The sequence below is a fragment of the Carboxydocella thermautotrophica genome, from assembly GCA_003054495.1.
GTDB lineage: Bacteria > Bacillota.
Genome location: CP028514.1, coordinates 848,722 through 864,952, shown reverse-complemented (window position 1 = coordinate 864,952; position 16,231 = coordinate 848,722). Strand labels below are relative to the sequence as shown.

The following is a 16,231-nucleotide window of genomic DNA, read 5'->3' as shown; positions in this document are numbered from 1 at the left end:
ATTCTGTTTATAGTTTACCGTTTTAGTCGGAATTAGGCTGTGGCCGCTGACGAAAGGAAATGTGTTTTTCATCACAGCAGGTAAATTATATGTCTAGTCTGCCTCATCATATTCGGCTTGAAACGGGTCGCAAATTTGCAAATCTGGAATCTGATTAAAATCTTTAACATTGTGGGTAATCAGTACCGCTCCCGTAACTTTTGCTGTCATAGCAATAACAGCATCAGGTAATTTCGGTACCTTTCGACCCTGTTGATACATTTCTGCACGCAAAACCCCGGTCAGCAGCGCCAGCTCCTGATTCAAATCTATTACCGTACCTAAAGCTAAAAATTCATTAACAGCTGCTTTGATTTTTTCAGAAATTGGTCTGGAAAAGATTTCAGTAACTGTGATAACCGAAAATATTAGCTCATTGTTTTCATCCTGTAAAATAGTTTCAAAAAAATTTATAACTTCCTTCTCGCCTTTCATTAAGTAAATTATTATATTTGTATCTATTAAAAACTTACTCAAGGACCGTTCCCTCCCGGTCTGATTCCAGCTCCCTGATCTCTAATAAATCCTGAACCAGTTCTTCTTGGTCTGCCAGACAACCAGCAATTCGACGAATAACCTCAATCTTGTTTTTTTTGACTATCGGTGTAAGTATTACCTGGTCCTGTTGCCATTTAAATAAAATTTGGTCTCCTACTTTAAGATTCAGTAACTTAATAACTTGTTTTGGAATTGAAATAACATAGCTGTTCCCTGCTTTATATATTTTTCTTACTTCCATTTGAAAACCGTCCTTTCATCAATTGTATATACATATTATATGATGCGTATTGACATAAAACAAGAGACACCTCAGCTCTCGCCCATGCCATGCCTGTACAAAAAAATCCCTGCCCCAATAGGACAGGGATTGCCTTTTAAGCCAGTTTGCTCAAATCCGCAGCCGCACTTAAATCAGCGGCCAGTTCCCGTAACAGGGCCAGCCGGGCCCGGCGCAAATCCTCCTCTTTGGCCATGACCATCACCTCGGTAAAGAAGCGGTCAATCACCGGCCGCAGCTGGGAAGCCTGTTTGAACCACTCTTCATAGCGTCCAGCCCGCAGGAGCTCCTCGCTTTCCTCCCGGAAAGCCTGCCAGGCAGCCAGTAGCGCTTGCTCCGCCGGTTCCTGCAACAACTCTTTTACTATTTGTCCGCCTTCATCCTTTTTGGCCAGATTGACCACTCGGGTGAAAGCCGTCTGCACATCAGCAAAATCCGCCTCCTGCCGGACTTTGGCCAGAGCGCGGGCCCGTTCAGCCACAGCGGTCAGGTCAGCATAACCGGCCGCCAGGACAGCATCCACTGTATCATAGGCCAGGCCTTCATCTTCCATCAGGATATAACGGAGGCGAAGGCGGAAAAACTCCATTACTTCCACAACGGTTTTTTCCCGGTCCAGCTTGAGACCAGGTTTATCAGCAATACCTGCATAAGCCTGACTGATAGCTGCCGGTAAGTCCAGATGCCAGCCTCGCTGGAGCAGGATATGGCAGATACCCAGGGCCTGCCGTCTCAATGCATAGGGGTCCTGGGAACCGGTAGGCTGAATACCTACTGCAAAACAGCCCACGATGGTATCCAGTTTGTCAGCGATGCTAACCAGGGCCCCGGCTATGCTGGCAGGCAGCATATCCCCGGCAAAACGGGGCAAATAATGCTCGAAAATGGCCTGCGCCACTTCTTCCCGTTCGCCTGACAGGCGGGCATAATAGCGGCCCATAATCCCCTGCAGTTCGGGGAACTCATAAACCATGCTGGTGACCAGGTCTGCCTTGGCCAGCCGGGCAGTGCGAGCGGCAATTTCCTTTTCCTCCGCCACTACCTGCAAGGTCTCCGCCAGGTAGGAGGTCAGGTTCTGAATGCGCTGCACCTTTTCCCCCAGTGTCCCCAGGTTTTCCTGGAACACGATTTTATCCAGTCTGGGCAAATAGGCAGCCAGGGGTTGTTTCTGGTCCTCTTCATAGAAGAAACGGGCATCAGCCAGACGGGCCCGCAACACCTTTTCATTGCCCTCCCGCACGATCTCGATGTAATCAGCAGTGCCATTGCGGACAGTGATGAATTTGTTCATCAGTTTGCCCTGCCGGTCCCGGACCGGGAAATAGCGCTGATGTTCTTTCATGGGAGTGATGATGACTTCATCGGGCAGTTGCAAAAATTCCGGTTCAAAGCTGCCGCAAAGAGCAGTGGGATATTCCAGCAGGTGAATGATTTCTTCCAGCAAGTCCACATCCTCTTCCACCTGTCCCCCTTCCCGGGCGGCCAGCTCCTGAATCTGCTGCCAGACCTGGCGCCGCCGTTCCTCCTGATCCACCATAACATAGCCTTTCTCCAGCAATAGCTGCCGGTATTCAGAAGCATGGTTGACAGTGAAGGGGCCTGGACCCAGCACCCGGTGGCCATAAGTCAGGCGGCCACTCACCAGGTTTTCCAGCTTAAATTCCAGCACCTGGTCATCCAGCAGACAGAGCAGCCAGCGGATAGGCCGGGCAAAACGAAAATCATAATGGGCCCAGCGCATGGGCTTGGGGAAAGAAAGGCCACTGATGAAGGTAGGGGCAAGTTCAGTCATCACCTCAGCGGTACTGCGCCCTTTGATTTCCTTGCGGGCAAAAACATACTCCACCCCGTTCACTTCTTTGAACAGCAGATCAGCCAGGGCTACTCCCTGACTGCGGGCAAAACCTTCCACTGCTTTCGTGGGCTTGCCCTCAGCATCAAAAGCCGCTTTTTTTGCCGGCCCTTTCACTTCTTCGGTCACATCGGCCTGTTTTTCCGGCAGACCGGTGATATTCAACACCAGCCGACGCGGTGTGGCCCAGACCCGGATTTGCTCATAAGTTAATTTCTCTTTATCCAGGGCCTTCTGGGCCAGTTCTTCCAGCTGTTTGATGGCTCCGGGCAAGAATTTAGCCGGTATTTCTTCTGTGCCTATTTCCAGCAAAAACTCCCTGGTCATTCCCTTATCCCTCCTGTTTCGCCTGTTTTAACAAAGGATAGCCCAGCCGCTCTCTCTGTTCAATATAGGCCTGAGCGCTGAGACGGGCCAGGTTGCGCACCCGGGCGATGTAACCGGTCCGCTCGGTAACACTGATAGCCCCCCGGGCATCCAGCAGGTTAAAGGTATGAGAACACTTGAGGACATAGTCATAGGCAGGCAGGACAAACCCGGCCTCCAGCACCCGTTTGGCTTCCTGTTCATACATATCGAAAAGGCGGAAGAGCATGTCGGTATCTGCGATTTCAAAGTTATAATGGGAATGTTCCACTTCGCCCTGATGATGGACATCGCCGTAGGTGATGCCATTTACCCATTCGATGTCAAAGACATTGTCCTTTTTCTGAATAAACATAGCCAGGCGTTCCAAACCATAAGTAATCTCTGCGCAAACTGGACGGCAATCAATCCCGCCACACTGCTGGAAGTAGGTAAACTGGGTTACTTCCATGCCATCCAGCCAGACTTCCCAGCCCAGACCCCAGGCTCCCAGGGTGGGACTTTCCCAGTTGTCCTCCACAAAGCGGATATCATGCTGGGCTGGATCAATGCCAATAGCCCGCAAACTGTCCAGATAGATATCCAGCACATTATCAGGGCTGGGTTTGAGGATCACCTGATACTGATAATAATGTTGCAGACGATTGGGGTTTTCCCCATAGCGACCGTCCGTGGGCCGCCGGGAAGGTTCCACATAAGCCACATTCCAGGGTTCAGGTCCTAATGCCCGCAAAAAAGTAGCAGGATTCATAGTACCAGCACCCTTTTCCACATCATAGGGCTGCTGAATGATGCAGTTCTGTTCGGCCCAGAACTTATTGAGGGCCAGGATCATGTCCTGAAAATTCATAGCATCAACCTCCTTGTCAATCTAAAAAGCCCGTCCCCGGCCCATCAGGCCAGGGACGGGCTTGCTACCCGCGGTTCCACCCTGGTTGACCGCTAATGCGGTCCACCTCTTTAACTGCAGCTCCCAGGCGCCCTTCACCATCCCCCCTGACCGGGCTTCCACCCTCCCCGGTTCGCTTGGCAGGCTTAAAATGGTTACTCCTCCTGTTCCTCGCTGCGCAAATATGGAATGGTTGTACTTGAAGATTATTAAACAAAAAAATTGTTTTTTTGTCAAGTAGCCCCCTAAAATACCTCTTTTTATCCGTATTATTTGATGACAAATAGAGAAGCGGAGGGATGAAATATGAAAAACTCTGGAAAATTGCTCAGTATCGCTTTATCGACAGCCCTGGCAGTTACCACCCCTGGATTGACCTGGGCCGCCGAGACTGTGTCCAGTCCCCCGGTAATTCAACAATCTGCTGAGGCCGGTGTTACTCCTGACAGCTGGCTCTACCCTCTCGAGAGATTCCTGGAACAACTGCAATTAGCAATTACCTTTTCTGAACAGGCTAAAGCAGAATTATTAGCCACTCTGGCCCAGGAGCGTATGGCTGAAGCTAAAACGATGCAGGCAGCAGGGAAATATGATTTAGCAGTAAAAGCAACCGCTGACCTTGTAACAACTGTACAGACCCTGGAAAATATGCAAACTCAACTGCCGGCAGAAGTAGCAACAACAATTTCGCCCAAAATCCAAGAGGTAAAACAACAGAGTGTAGATACTCTCAACCAGGTATTAGCAAAAGCCCCAGATGAAGCCAGTGATAATCTCGAAGATGTTAAAGACCGTCTGGAATTAATTAAAGAATTTGTCAGTTCACACAAAGAATTACAACAAGCTAAACAGGAAGTTAAAGCAGCTGAAAAAGCTTTAAATGAAGCTATTAACACCAGTAATCCTGAAGCTATAGAAAAAGCACAAGAAAACCTGCAAGAGACTCAGGACAAGCTGAATGAAGCTATTGAAAAACAAGCAGAAGCAAAAGAAGAAATGAAAGAGAAAACCAAAAAAGAAACTGAAAAAGAAAAGAAAAAAGAAAAAGATAGTCTTAATGATGAAGATGAGAATAAACTTGAAACAGATACAACCATAGAAACGAAAACAGAAATATTAACAGAAACGGCGAACCAAAAAGATGACAAAGAGGAAAAAAACGGTGAAAATAATAATGATGACACTCAAAAGGAATATAATGAAGAAGAGTCCAATCGCTAACCAGCCAAAAACGGAGCCGCTCCTTTTGAGGAGACCGGCTCCGTCTGTTATTCCAGGCTGTTATCTTTCATTATTTAATTCCATTTCCAGTCGATAACCTCGATTCAGTAAAGCAGAAATTCCCAGGGCCCCGATAAATGCCGCCCTGGCACTGGTTAAAGTTAAACCCAAAGCGGCTATTCCTGCTGCCGCCGGAAGTTCAGCCAGCACTTTGCCCTCTTTGCTAATCCGGATTTTGGTTTCCGCAGACCACTGCAGTACACTGCGCAAACGCTTCAAAGCCGGTTTTTTCCGCAGCTGTGGCCGACGTTCTTCCAGCCAGATCAAGGCTTCTGCCAGGTCCCCTTTAGTCGCCTCCAGGGCCCGCCGGGCCTCCCGATAAGTCACCCCTGTTTTCTGCCGCAGAATATCCATTTTTTCGTACAGTTCCATTGCCATCCTGATTCCCCCTTTCATCCCCTAGTATAACCGGAGCCGAAAGGTCTATCAGGGGTCGCTGCAGTTTTATACCTTCCAAATGCTGGCTGGCATGTTCGGCCAGCAGCTGATGAATAGCCTCCAGTTCCGCGGCAGATACCTCCAGAGCAGCCAATTCCGCTGGCTGCAGATAAAAGAAACACCGCAAAAGCCTTTTCAACCGGGGTGAAAGCAAAACTGCTCCTGGATAGGGTGGGCCACAGCATTCCCCGCGCAGTCCTCCCGCAGCCAGGGCCCACCAGGATTTACCCGCCCCTAGTGGCCGCCGGCATTGGACACAGTGGTTAACCTCTGGCCTTAGTCCCAGCACCTGCAAAAACTGGGCTTCTACATAGGTTAAAACCAGGCTGGTATCTAAAGGAGCCAGCAAATGCAGAGCTGCCCCCAGCAATCGATACAGACGCGGGGCCGGTTGACGCAGGGGCAGGACCCGTTCCCATAACCCCAGCAAATACTGGGCGGAAAGGAGCTTTTCCAGGTCCTGTCTGAGCTCCGGAAAGGCAGAAATCAGCTCGCCCTGGTTCAAATGCAGATAATTTGAGCCTTCATAAAGTAAATAGCGGGCATGGATCAGAGGCTGAGCCAGGGCCCGGCGGCGGCTGGCTGCCTTCCTTACCCCTTTGGCTGCTACCTGCACTTTTCCTAGCTCGCGGCTAAACAGGGTCACCAGTAAATCCGCCTCGGACTGGGGTTTGACTGCCAGTACCAGTCCTTCTGTTTGAATCAGTGCCATTATCCTTCTCTCCGTTTCTTATCTTATTTTATATTTTAACAAAGAGAGCAGGATTATAAAACCCGGTGTTGAACTTTAAGATAAAGAAAAGGGAGGAGGAGAGAGAAATGGCGGAATTTTCCCGTACCATGCAGGCAGATTTCAAAAAAATCAGTTCTGAGGTTATCCAGGCTGAACTGAGCATCTGTGACCGCTACCATGACATCAGATTACTGTTATTCATTGGCTTACCGGACTATGAAATCACCAGGGTAGAGGCCAGCTTCCACCGTACCCCCAGCCCCTACTGCCCCCTGATTGAAACCAAACTAAAACAGCTGGTGGGAGTGCGGGTAGCTCGCGGCCTGAACCGCACCCTTAACCAGCTGTTCAGTGGTAGTGAAGGCTGTATTAACATGAAAAATCTGCTGGCAGCTTTTCTGCCGCTGGTCATCAATACTCACCTGGTCAGCGGTGCCAGCAGCGAGGAAGAAGCCCTGGAGACAGTGGCCAGGGAACTGGCCGGAACCTGTGTCGGCTATCCGCCCCGTCCCAGTGATTAGTAGCCACCGTTTACAGTCAATCCGGCCATAATGGCTACTCCGTTACTGGTACCGATGCGATTGGCTCCAGCAGCGATCATGGCCCGGGCCTGTTCTAAGTTGCGCACCCCGCCGGATGCCTTAACTCCGATGGTCGGTCCTACCGTCTTGCGCATCAATTCCACATCAGCCACAGTAGCCCCGCCACCGGCAAATCCAGTGGAAGTTTTGACAAAGTCTGCCCCGGCGTTTACCGCCGCCTGGCAGGCTTTTACTTTTTCCTCATCAGTGAGCAGGCAGGTTTCAATGATTACCTTGACGATAATCTGCCCCGCTTCCTTTTCCAGATTCCGGGCAGCAGCCACCACAGCCCGGATATCCTCCTCTACCAGCTGCCAGTCCCCGGCCTTAGCCGCCCCGATATTGATAACCATATCCACTTCCCTGGCCCCTTCCCGGATAGCCAGTTCTGTTTCCTGGGCCTTGATTTGAGGACGGTTGGCTCCTAACGGAAAACCAATCACAGTACAGACTTTGACCGGACTATCAGCCAGCTCTCTGGCTGCCAGAGCCACATAGGCGGGATTGACGCAAACCGAGGCAAACTCATGCTCCCGGGCCTCCTGACAGAGCTTAATAATCTGTTCCGGTGTGGTTTCCGGTTTCAATAAAGTGTGGTCAATCATAGCAGCGATTTCTCTGGTGTTCATTTCGATACTCCTCCTTTGTAAGATGACAGATGTCTGACTTTTACACCCATAAAAGAATTAGACAAAAACTTGTCTAATCCTCCTCCCGGTAGCCAAATTGCCGTAAAATTTGTTCCCGGTTGCGCCAGTCCTTTTTCACTTTAACCCATAAATCCAGATAAAGTTTGGAACCCAGCAAATTTTCCAGATCCTGACGGGCCAGCTGTCCTACCTGTTTTAACATCCGGCCCTGATGGCCGACAATAATGCCTTTCTGGGATTCCCGTTCCACATAGATATTGGCCCGCACATACACCAGATTGCTGGACCGTTCCTTCATTTCCTCCACTTCAACAGCTACGGAATGGGGTACTTCATCCCGGGTCAGATGCAGGATTTTTTCCCGAATTATTTCTGCCACAATAAAACGTTCCGGGTGATCAGTTACCATATCCGGAGGATAATACATCGGCCCTTCCGGTAAATAGTTGAACAGGACTTCTACCAGCCGGTCCAGATTGTCCCGGTAAAGAGCTGATACAGGGACGATTTCAGCAAAAGGCAGCAAATCACGGTAGGCTTCGATTATCGGCAAAACCGCCTGCTTATCAGGCAACTGATCGATTTTGTTAACTACCAGCAACACCGGAGTATTAACTTTCACCAGGTGCTCGATAATGAATTCATCCCCTGGTCCGGGCTGGGCAGTAGCTTCCACTACAAAGAGAATGGCATCCACTTCCTTTAAGGTTGAGAGGGCAGCTTGGTTCAATACTTCCCCCAGCCGGTGTTTGGGCTTGTGGATTCCGGGAGTGTCAACAAAAATGACCTGAGCGCTATCTGTAGTATAAATACAGCGAATTTTATTGCGGGTAGTCTGAGGCTTATCGGACATGATGGCCACTTTTTCCCCAACCACACTGTTCATCAAAGTGGATTTACCTACATTGGGTCGTCCGACAATGGCTACAAAACCGGAACGAAAAGCCATCTTACTCCTCCTTTCCTGCGGGCAATGCCCGGGGGCTGAAAAATCCCGGCAATAACTGGGCAGCCGTGGTTAGGCGGTAACTTCCGTCCGGTGCTGCCATTATCACCTGCAGGTCAGGGTTAAATTCCACCATCACCTGGCGGCAAGCGCCACAGGGGGAGCAGGGTTCAGCTATATCTCCCACCAAAGCCAGCGCCACAAAATCCCTTTCTCCTTCCGCAACAGCCCTGAAAATAGCAGTCCGCTCAGCACAATTGGTCAAACCATAAGAGGCATTTTCCACATTGCAGCCCTGATATATGCGGCCAGATTTACCCAGCAGCGCTGCCCCTACCCGAAAGTGGGAATAGGGTGCATAGGCCTTTTGCTGGGCTGCAATGGCTTCACTGATCAGCTGCTGGATTTGCTGTTCCGTTAGTTTCATGTCAATCCTGGTTCAAAAAACTTGACTGTTTTTATCTCCAGCCAAGTTGGCCCCCAGACCAGGATTTCGCCTCCTTTCCGAATACTTGATTTGCCCCCGCGGGGCAGGGCGACAGGGGACCTCGGCCCGGGAGTTCCACCCGGACGGGAGTACTGCACCGGTTTATGCTGACCTCCCGGTGGGAGTATAACTCCGCCTCCCGCGTCCTGTTAGGACGCCTACCGGTTTCTCCGATACCGGCTAAACGGGGTCACCGTACGGACAGGGCCAATAACTTCAGGTCAGGCCAGACGGAATTATACGCCTCCTGCTCACTCTGGGCAAGCCCGTTATGCACAGAAAGCCTCTCCCCCAGCCGCCTCAAGCAGGCCCTGACCCCACGGGTCATCCCTTTTCCTTCCCCAGGTCTATCAGGATTAACCTTCCGGGTCAGGTTTTGCTTGATTTGCGATACCAGTTGCCTGAGTTCTTCAGTCACCCGTTCCCTGAACCCCATTGCCCGACGACCTATAACCAGTGCCGCCGCACAATGCACTGAAACGGCGTAACGTTTCATATACTTCCAGTAACCTATGGTGGACGTGTGCCGGGGTGATACTAACTTGAAAGGCACCCCTTCTTTTACCGCTCTCCGATACATTGCTCCTACCATTTTCGCAAATGGAAAATTGGAAGCCATGCGGTTAAACCTTTTATTAGTGTCCAGCCTGTCTTTGCTAAAGTTCAGATTTTCTAAAACAATGGGTTTGCCTGAAAAGAAAGCTATATCTACCACTACTCTGGCTAAAACGCCTATCAGGTAGCTACGCCGGAAGCTGGAAGCATAGGCTAAGTCTGGTATTCTGATATAAAGAAAGCCGTTCGGGTAAGGGATAACCTGAAACTCTCCTTCGTATTTGCCCAGATTGCCGGGATAAGGAATATTTAAACCCTCCGGCCACGGCTCCGGCTGGCCGGAAGCGCTAACGTTACACAGGGCTACCCCATCAGGGTTTGTGTCTATAGCCAGACAACCTTTAGCAAAGTCCGGTTCCTGCACCCTGACCACTTCAAATGTCAAATGTACCAAATAGCGTCCTTCCAGGGTGCGGATCAGTTCTACCGCATAGGGTAACTTCATGGCCAGCCATATCTGCACCAGTTTCCGGTGTTTTTCCGGCAGCCACAACTTGCCCTCAACCCTGGGGGCCTGGCTCATCCTGGGGCGACCAAGTTTATCTATGCCTGTCTGTTCAGAAAGGTGGGAGAGGGAAACAGCCAGGCGGAAGTCCTGTCCGTCATAAAATATCTTAATGTTGGGGTTGCCTCCCTTGCTCTCGTCTCCCCGGGAGTAGAGGCGATTCCTGCGGGCGTGCCGCCATTTTTCACGGGCGGCCCGGCCCTGGCAGACCTTTTCCCACAGCCTTCTGCCCCCAAAGACTACCTCTGGTATTGTACCCTTCTCCCGGTAATCCTTCAGTTCAGCCAGCCTTTTTGCCAGTGAAACCACCCGCTTGTTCCGCCCCTTGACTGCCAGGCGGAGCTTTTCAATAACTTCTGAAGCAGCCCCCTTTTCCTCTGCCTTCGCCAGTTTCCTCATAGCCAGGCTGAGCTTCTTTCTGGCCCGGCCCAGTTTCTTTTCTGTTTCTTCATTTTCTAACTCCAGCAGTTCTGTTTGGGAGTCCAGCAGGGCCTGTGCTTTAAGTCTGGCATCATCCGCATAGCGGGAGTTCAGCCCGAAAAGTTCTTGTCCTGCCTTCTTGATTTCATGGCGGGAAGCACCTTCCAGGAGCCGGTTAAAGGCCCACCGCATACAGGCACAGAAGAGACGCATCTCCGTAGTCAACGGGTCTTCTTCGCCCCGGCTCCACTTCGAAGACCGGTGAGCCGGGTAAATCTCCGGAAAAAACTCCCCGCACACAGTTATGCTAAATTTGTTCTTCTCGTGTTTCTCTGGCATTCCTGATCAACTCCCCGAAACCCTGCCAGACTTTGCTGCTTCACCAATGGATAATAGTTCCATTTTTTTATTGTAGCAAAACAGTTAAATACAATCAATTATAGTCTAGTTTTCTGAAGCTGCTGCACCTCCTCTATCTGCTGAATAAAGCCAGTAGGCGGGGGCCAAATACCAGTAAGCCGACAAACATAGCGTGAATAGCTGCCAGCAACACCGCCCCGGCGGCCACGTCTTTGGCAATAGCTGCCAGACGGTGCCATTCCTGCCCGGCTGCCAGGTCTACCACCGCTTCTAAAGCGGTATTGACCAGTTCCAGGCAAATTACCATGGTAGCTGCCAGCCAGATCCATAAAAATTCTCCCCGGCTCAGGTGCAGGATAAAGCTAAAGGCAATCACCAGAATGAAAGCCAGCAGATGAATGCGCATATTGCGCTGGGTTTTAAGGGCATATAACAGCCCCTGCCAGGCACAGGCAAAACTCTGTAAAAGATTGCGGTTTCTCATACCCAATGCTCCTAACGGTGGATACCCAGGGCATTCAGTACTTCCCTCTGTGTTTCCAGCATCTCCGCTTCCTCGGCTTCAGTCTGGTGGTCATAGCCCAGGAGATGCAAGACTCCATGCACAGTCAAAAAAGCCAGTTCCCGCTTCAGGCTGTGACCATAATCCCGGGCCTGTTCTTCGGCCCTTTCCACCGAGATAATCACATCGCCCAGCACTTCTGTTTCCAGAGGGGAGGTAAACTCCGGCTCTTCTTCCAGCCGTTCGCGCTGGGCAAAAGACAGCACATCCGTAGGCATATCCTTGCCGCGGTAGTCCCGGTTGAGGCGGCGGATTTCCTCATCGTCCACCAGCACCAGGCTGACCTCTGCTCCTTCTGTACCTTCATGGATTTGCAAGGTGTATTCCGCCACCTGGCGGATTGTATCAAGCATTTCCGCTGTTATTTCCCGCTGGCTCTGGAGATTCTCGATCTGAATCGGCATTGGCACTGCCCCTTTCCAATCCTTTCAATTCTTCAGGATATTCAATGCGGGCATGGACTATCCCTTTTAATACCTTCATAAAGGCCTGAGCGATTTTTTCCAGATCCCGCAGGGTTAAATCACTCTCATCCAGCTGGCCATCAGTCAGTTTTTCCTTGATAATCTTGCGCACAAACCCTTCCAGAGGGCCCAGGCCTGCCAGCTGGCCAGCCTGCATTTTGGCTCTGACCGCTGCTTCAACGGAATCCGCCAGCATGACTATGGCAGCCTCCCGTGTCTGGGGTTTGGGCCCTGGATAGCGGTAGTCTTCTTCCTGTACCGTTTCCAGGCGGTCAGCCTCCTTGGCCCGGTGGTAGAAATAGCTGACCAAACAGGTGCCGTGGTGCTGGGCGATTATATCCAGTACTGCCTGGGGCAGGCGATATTTCCGGCCTAGTTCCACCCCATCCTTAACGTGGGAAGTAATGATCAGGGTGGATAGAGACGGTGCAATCCGTTCATGGGGGTTAGTTCCACTCATCTGGTTTTCGATAAAAAAGCCCGGTCGCTGAATTTTCCCCACATCGTGATAATAGGCACCGGCCCGGCAGACCAGAGAATCAGCCCCAATAGCATCGGCCGCTGCTTCAGCCAGATTACCGACGATAATGGCATGATGATAGGTGCCCGGTGCTTCCATCAAGAGCTCCTTCAACAAAGGGGCATTGGGATTGGTAATTTCCAGCAATCGCATGGGTGAAGTCAGGTCAAAAGCCGATTCCAGCAAAGGCAAAAAGCCTCCTGCCAGTACGGCACTGAGCACCCCGTTCACCACTCCATAGGCAATGGCCACTCCGGTCAGGGTAGGACTGACATCCGTTACCAGACAGACGGAGATAATCATCGCCACCGCTGATAGTGCCACATGCATCAGTCCTGTTTTCACCAGATCGGAACGCTGGGTCACCCGCCGCAGGCCATAGATGGCAAAAATGCCACTGACCAATCCCACCAGGGCAAAGCGCAGTTGAAATCCTGACAGCACTCCCAGCCACCAGTTCAGCAAAAGGGTAATTAACAGGGCCAGCTGGCTGTCCAAAAGGACTGTTATCAGCATGGAAGCCGCAGCTACTGGAACCATATAGGCACTCAGGACATTGATTTCAGGTCGGTCACTGAAATTGAGGGCCAAAAAGCCCCGAATAATCAGGAGGCTGATCAACCCTATCAGTGCCAGCAGGGAAAGCTGTTTCTCATTGTGATACAGATCAGGGCGAAAATAAATCAAATAGGCCAGAGTCAGGGCAAAATTGAGAGCCAGCATCAAGGCAATGCCCAGCAAAACCGGCCAGGTGGACTTAGGCCGCATCAATCCCACTGCCTGTAGTTTCTCCAGGGTTTCCTGGGTTACTCTTTCCCCCTTGGAAATGATCAGCTCATTTTGCAATACCGACTTGGTTACCGGCGGCACAGCCTGTCGGGCCTCATTGATGCGCCGTTTGGTTTCCTCCTGGTTGATAATCAGATTGGGCCGCAGGATATTGGCCGTCAGCCGCACCAGTAAGTCCCGGTATGGTTTTTTCAGTCCCAGGTCGCCTATTTGGCGGCGAAGCCGCTCTTTTTCCGTTTCCAGCTTGTCTTCTGGCACGCCCTGGGTCATGGCCTGGCGCAATAGCTGCAGAGCCTGTTGCTCCAGACTGTCAATAGTCCGGTCATCGGCCGTTAACAGCATTTCGATTTCCTGGTCCTGAACCTGGATGGTCAGGGTTTTTTCCACCAGCAGACGCTTGTCCGTCAAATTCAGCTGGGTCTGTTGCCGGGCCTGGCGAATCTGGTCAAAGAACCCGGTTACTTCTTCCTCCAGTTTACTGGCTACCGTTACATTCTGGTCATAAACCGGCACGATAGTGGCAGCCGCTGCCTGCCGCCTGGCTTCGGTGGCTTTCTCATCCACATAAACCACACTGCTTGGTGAAAAAATGTTTTTTGGTGCTACCTGCCCTACTTTCAAATTAATGTTATCAGGCAGAAAATTAACACTGAGGACGACAAAATAGGCCAGGAAAAAAAATCCGGCCAGCAGTGCCCGGCGCACTTCTTTTTGTTCCCACAGCTTCCTGACATATCCCCGTAACAAGAGGTTGCGTAACTGTTCTTGCCAGTTCATTGCTATTCACTCCGTTCGTTACGCCGCCGATATGCCTCCACAATTCGCTGCACCAGCGGATGCCGTACTACATCTGCTTCTGAGAGATAACAAAAACTTATCCCTTCGATTCCGCGCAAAATCTGCTGAACCTCCACCAGGCCGGAAAACTGGCCCCGGGGCAAATCGATCTGGGTGATATCCCCGGTGATCACTGCCCGGGAGCCTAAGCCCAATCGGGTCAGAAACATTTTCATTTGTTCCGGTGTAGTATTTTGCGCCTCATCGAGTATGATAAAACTGTCTTCCAGGGTTCTTCCCCGCATATAAGCCAGAGGTGCCACTTCAATAATGCCCTTCTCCAGATAACGCTGGGTAATTTCTTGCCCCAGTAGATCATAAAGGGCATCATAGAGAGGCCGCAGATACGGGTCCACTTTTTCCTGTAAATCACCGGGCAAAAAGCCCAGTTTTTCCCCCGCTTCCACCGCCGGGCGAGTGAGGATAAGCCGGCTGACCTCCCGCCGCCGTAAAGCCAGGACTGCCATCACCACCGCCAGGTAAGTCTTGCCCGTGCCGGCAGGCCCGATACCAAAAACCACATCATGCTGCTGGATCGCCTGTAAATAGGCCTTCTGGCCATTGGTTCTGGGCCGCACCGCCTTGCCCCTGGCATTGTGCAAGATTACTTCTTGACTCAAGAGGGCACTCTCTTCCGCCCTGCCCTTTTTCACCATGCCGATAACCTGCAACACATCCTGGCTGGTTAAAACCTCCTGTTGTCGCGCCAGCTGGGTTAACTGGCCAAAAACCTGCCGTACCTGGCTGACTGTCTCCTCTTCCCCGCGGATGGTGACAGTATTGCCCCGGGCTGCCAGCTGGACTGGAAATTCGCGCTCCATCAGGGTCAGATGACCATCCAGCTGGCCAAAAATCCGGGCTGCCTCACCGTTATCGCCGAATATCACTTTTTCTTCTACTGTCCTGACCAATTATTCAATCCTCCTCAACTCTCCTATGGGTTCTCTGGTCTCCACAATCATTCTGCCTTTTACGGTACTATTATTGCCGGAATCCAGCAAGGTAAACGATTTCTGCAACACCTCGGCTCCGGCCGGCAGCTGGCTGGCAATTTGCTGCCAGGCTTTTTCCCGCACCAGAGTTTCTGCCTCTGCTGCTGTCAGCTGTTTGCGCCTGGTCAGCAGCTGTTTTTGTTCAACAGTAATTAATTCGACACCGGGCAGCGGATTCCTTCTCTTTTCCGCGGTAACCCTGGGGCCAGAACTGCGATTATTTTCCCACTGCCATAAAGTATAGCTGTGCCCGCGCAGATTTACAATCACTTTCCGTCCGATTACTTCCCCCGGTTCCTGCCAGCTCAGCTCCCGTTCTGTTTCCACAATAGCCTCATACCAGACCCGGGCCCGCACAATCCCCTGAGCCTGTACCTTTTTCGGTTCCGGCGGGGGACTATCGGGAGTAGTGGGCACCGGGGGAGTTAATACCCCATCAATCAGGATATCTCCTGGTTTGACAGTATCCCCTTCCTTCACCCGGCCTTCCCCGCTGAAGACCAGGATTTCACAGATAACCCCTTCTTTATTAGCCACCAGTGAAGCCGGTCCCTCGATAGCTACCTCCTTTTCCGGTGGCAGTTTTTTTTCGGCCACCCGAATCAGGGCCCGGGTTCCTTCAAAATCGATTTCCAGCCAGGCCAGCTGGGGAAACTGCAGTAACAGCTGTTTTTCCAGCCGTTCCAAAGGCAGCTGTTTCTTCCACACCCCGGGCTTTAAGCCCTGGGCCTCTGCCGCGCGCAATAATTGTTCCCGACTCAGGTTTTTGTTACCCACCACATCAACCTGCCAGACAAAACTCGCCCCCAGATAGAGGACAAAAACAAATAATAACGCCCCATAGAGCAGCATTTGTCTTTTTTTCAAGGCACTCCACCAGAAGGGCAGGCCCCGGCGAGCTGCTATGCCCAGTTGCAGATTAAGTCTTCGGCGCAAATGGCGCAGCGCCAAAAACCCGGGGAGAGAGACCTTGGCCAGGGCAGACCCATCCTTTAAGCGGACAATATCCCATAAATAAATACCCCGGCTCACAGCCATATTCAGCAGCCGTTCCAGCCGAGGCCCGCGAATGCGAATAATCACATATCCCCTTAACCAGGCCAGTATTCTCTGTACCAGCATCTCTT

The 16,231-nt window shown here is 51.3% G+C and carries 17 protein-coding genes; 2 read left to right on the top strand and 15 right to left on the bottom strand.

The genetic code is table 11. The features are described 5' to 3' along the window. Positions 1-93: 93 nt before the first annotated feature. From CTH_RS04265 to glyQ, 4 genes are all read right to left on the bottom strand, one after another. Positions 94-516 (bottom strand): type II toxin-antitoxin system VapC family toxin, encoded by a 423-nt coding sequence (locus CTH_RS04265; RefSeq protein WP_078665001.1) that lies wholly within the window; start codon positions 514-516, stop codon positions 94-96. After that, positions 509-778 carry an AbrB/MazE/SpoVT family DNA-binding domain-containing protein gene (locus CTH_RS04260; RefSeq protein ID WP_078665000.1) on the bottom strand — a complete coding sequence of 90 codons (270 nt, stop codon included), beginning with the start codon at positions 776-778 and terminating at the stop codon, positions 509-511. The genes CTH_RS04265 and CTH_RS04260 overlap by 8 nt, the downstream gene beginning before the upstream one ends. Positions 779-914: 136 nt before the next feature. Further along, on the bottom strand, positions 915-2,996 hold the full coding sequence (gene glyS / locus CTH_RS04255; RefSeq protein WP_107753171.1) for a glycine--tRNA ligase subunit beta: 2,082 nt from the start codon (positions 2,994-2,996) through the stop codon (positions 915-917). 4 nt (positions 2,997-3,000) lie between these two features. Then, on the bottom strand, positions 3,001-3,885 hold the full coding sequence (gene glyQ, locus CTH_RS04250; RefSeq protein WP_078664998.1) for a glycine--tRNA ligase subunit alpha: 885 nt from the start codon (positions 3,883-3,885) through the stop codon (positions 3,001-3,003). A gap of 345 nt (positions 3,886-4,230) precedes the next feature. Here glyQ and CTH_RS04240 point away from each other — a divergent pair, with 345 nt between their 5' ends. After that, on the top strand, positions 4,231-5,145 hold the full coding sequence (locus CTH_RS04240; protein WP_107753169.1) for a DUF5667 domain-containing protein: 915 nt from the start codon (positions 4,231-4,233) through the stop codon (positions 5,143-5,145). Positions 5,146-5,205: 60 nt separating this feature from the next. Here the strand turns inward: CTH_RS04240 and CTH_RS04235 are convergent, their stop codons facing one another. Together CTH_RS04235 and recO are read right to left on the bottom strand one after the other, a co-directional pair. Further along, a complete protein-coding gene (locus CTH_RS04235; RefSeq protein ID WP_159071823.1) occupies positions 5,206-5,583 on the bottom strand; it encodes a DUF4342 domain-containing protein in 378 nt (125 codons plus the stop codon). Then, entirely contained in the window at positions 5,492-6,355 is an 864-nt protein-coding gene (gene recO / locus CTH_RS04230) for a DNA repair protein RecO (protein WP_078664994.1), read from the bottom strand. Before recO ends, CTH_RS04235 begins: the two co-directional genes overlap by 92 nt. A 107-nt stretch (positions 6,356-6,462) precedes the next feature. Between recO and CTH_RS04225 the strand changes: the two genes are divergently transcribed. Continuing rightward, positions 6,463-6,897, top strand: coding sequence for a DUF2889 domain-containing protein (locus CTH_RS04225; protein ID WP_078664993.1), 435 nt, complete (start codon positions 6,463-6,465; stop codon positions 6,895-6,897). On the opposite strand, the gene deoC is transcribed toward CTH_RS04225, so the two are convergent. The 9 genes from deoC to yqfD all read right to left on the bottom strand — a co-directional run bounded on the left by deoC (position 6,894) and on the right by yqfD (position 16,226). Continuing rightward, complete coding sequence (gene deoC, locus CTH_RS04220; protein ID WP_078664992.1) at positions 6,894-7,586, bottom strand: deoxyribose-phosphate aldolase; 693 nt, start codon at positions 7,584-7,586, stop codon at positions 6,894-6,896. The two genes, CTH_RS04225 and deoC, sit on opposite strands and share 4 nt — an antisense overlap. Positions 7,587-7,659: 73 nt before the next feature. Further along, the gene (gene era, locus CTH_RS04215) at positions 7,660-8,556 is read right to left on the bottom strand and encodes a GTPase Era (RefSeq protein WP_107753167.1); all 897 of its coding nucleotides are present in this window, start codon (positions 8,554-8,556) and stop codon (positions 7,660-7,662) included. A 1-nt stretch (position 8,557) separates the two neighbouring features. After that, positions 8,558-8,980 (bottom strand): cytidine deaminase, encoded by a 423-nt coding sequence (locus CTH_RS04210; protein ID WP_107753164.1) that lies wholly within the window; start codon positions 8,978-8,980, stop codon positions 8,558-8,560. A gap of 250 nt (positions 8,981-9,230) precedes the next feature. Next, a complete protein-coding gene (locus tag CTH_RS04205) occupies positions 9,231-10,919 on the bottom strand; it encodes an IS200/IS605 family accessory protein TnpB-related protein (RefSeq protein WP_107753162.1) in 1,689 nt (562 codons plus the stop codon). Between the two features lie 133 nt (positions 10,920-11,052). Beyond that, positions 11,053-11,424, bottom strand: coding sequence for a diacylglycerol kinase family protein (locus tag CTH_RS04200; protein WP_078664989.1), 372 nt, complete (start codon positions 11,422-11,424; stop codon positions 11,053-11,055). A gap of 11 nt (positions 11,425-11,435) precedes the next feature. Continuing rightward, positions 11,436-11,906, bottom strand: a complete 471-nt coding sequence (ybeY, locus tag CTH_RS04195; RefSeq protein ID WP_078664988.1) for an rRNA maturation RNase YbeY — start codon at positions 11,904-11,906, stop codon at positions 11,436-11,438. Then, positions 11,848-14,052 (bottom strand): HD family phosphohydrolase, encoded by a 2,205-nt coding sequence (locus CTH_RS04190; RefSeq protein ID WP_078664987.1) that lies wholly within the window; start codon positions 14,050-14,052, stop codon positions 11,848-11,850. The genes ybeY and CTH_RS04190 overlap by 59 nt, the downstream gene beginning before the upstream one ends. 2 nt (positions 14,053-14,054) lie before the next feature. Continuing rightward, a complete protein-coding gene (locus tag CTH_RS04185; RefSeq protein ID WP_242946657.1) occupies positions 14,055-15,023 on the bottom strand; it encodes a PhoH family protein in 969 nt (322 codons plus the stop codon). Then, on the bottom strand, positions 15,024-16,226 hold the full coding sequence (gene yqfD, locus CTH_RS04180; protein WP_107753160.1) for a sporulation protein YqfD: 1,203 nt from the start codon (positions 16,224-16,226) through the stop codon (positions 15,024-15,026). It lies immediately after the preceding gene. Between the last annotated feature and the right edge of the window lie 5 nt (positions 16,227-16,231).

Bases quoted from the DNA above. Each gene is read 5' to 3' on its own strand.
- CTH_RS04260 (WP_078665000.1), bottom strand. From the start codon at position 778: ATGGAAGTAAGAAAAATATATAAAGCAGGGAACAGCTATGTTATTTCA.
- glyS (WP_107753171.1), bottom strand. From the start codon at position 2,996: ATGACCAGGGAGTTTTTGCTGGAAATAGGCACAGAAGAAATACCGGCT.
- glyQ (WP_078664998.1), bottom strand. From the start codon at position 3,885: ATGAATTTTCAGGACATGATCCTGGCCCTCAATAAGTTCTGGGCCGAA.
- CTH_RS04240 (WP_107753169.1), top strand. From the start codon at position 4,231: ATGAAAAACTCTGGAAAATTGCTCAGTATCGCTTTATCGACAGCCCTG.
- CTH_RS04235 (WP_159071823.1), bottom strand. From the start codon at position 5,583: ATGGCAATGGAACTGTACGAAAAAATGGATATTCTGCGGCAGAAAACA.
- recO (WP_078664994.1), bottom strand. From the start codon at position 6,355: ATGGCACTGATTCAAACAGAAGGACTGGTACTGGCAGTCAAACCCCAG.
- CTH_RS04225 (WP_078664993.1), top strand. From the start codon at position 6,463: ATGGCGGAATTTTCCCGTACCATGCAGGCAGATTTCAAAAAAATCAGT.
- deoC (WP_078664992.1), bottom strand. From the start codon at position 7,586: ATGAACACCAGAGAAATCGCTGCTATGATTGACCACACTTTATTGAAA.
- era (WP_107753167.1), bottom strand. From the start codon at position 8,556: ATGGCTTTTCGTTCCGGTTTTGTAGCCATTGTCGGACGACCCAATGTA.
- CTH_RS04210 (WP_107753164.1), bottom strand. From the start codon at position 8,980: ATGAAACTAACGGAACAGCAAATCCAGCAGCTGATCAGTGAAGCCATT.
- CTH_RS04205 (WP_107753162.1), bottom strand. From the start codon at position 10,919: ATGCCAGAGAAACACGAGAAGAACAAATTTAGCATAACTGTGTGCGGG.
- CTH_RS04200 (WP_078664989.1), bottom strand. From the start codon at position 11,424: ATGAGAAACCGCAATCTTTTACAGAGTTTTGCCTGTGCCTGGCAGGGG.
- ybeY (WP_078664988.1), bottom strand. From the start codon at position 11,906: ATGCCGATTCAGATCGAGAATCTCCAGAGCCAGCGGGAAATAACAGCG.
- CTH_RS04190 (WP_078664987.1), bottom strand. From the start codon at position 14,052: ATGAACTGGCAAGAACAGTTACGCAACCTCTTGTTACGGGGATATGTC.
- yqfD (WP_107753160.1), bottom strand. From the start codon at position 16,226: ATGCTGGTACAGAGAATACTGGCCTGGTTAAGGGGATATGTGATTATT.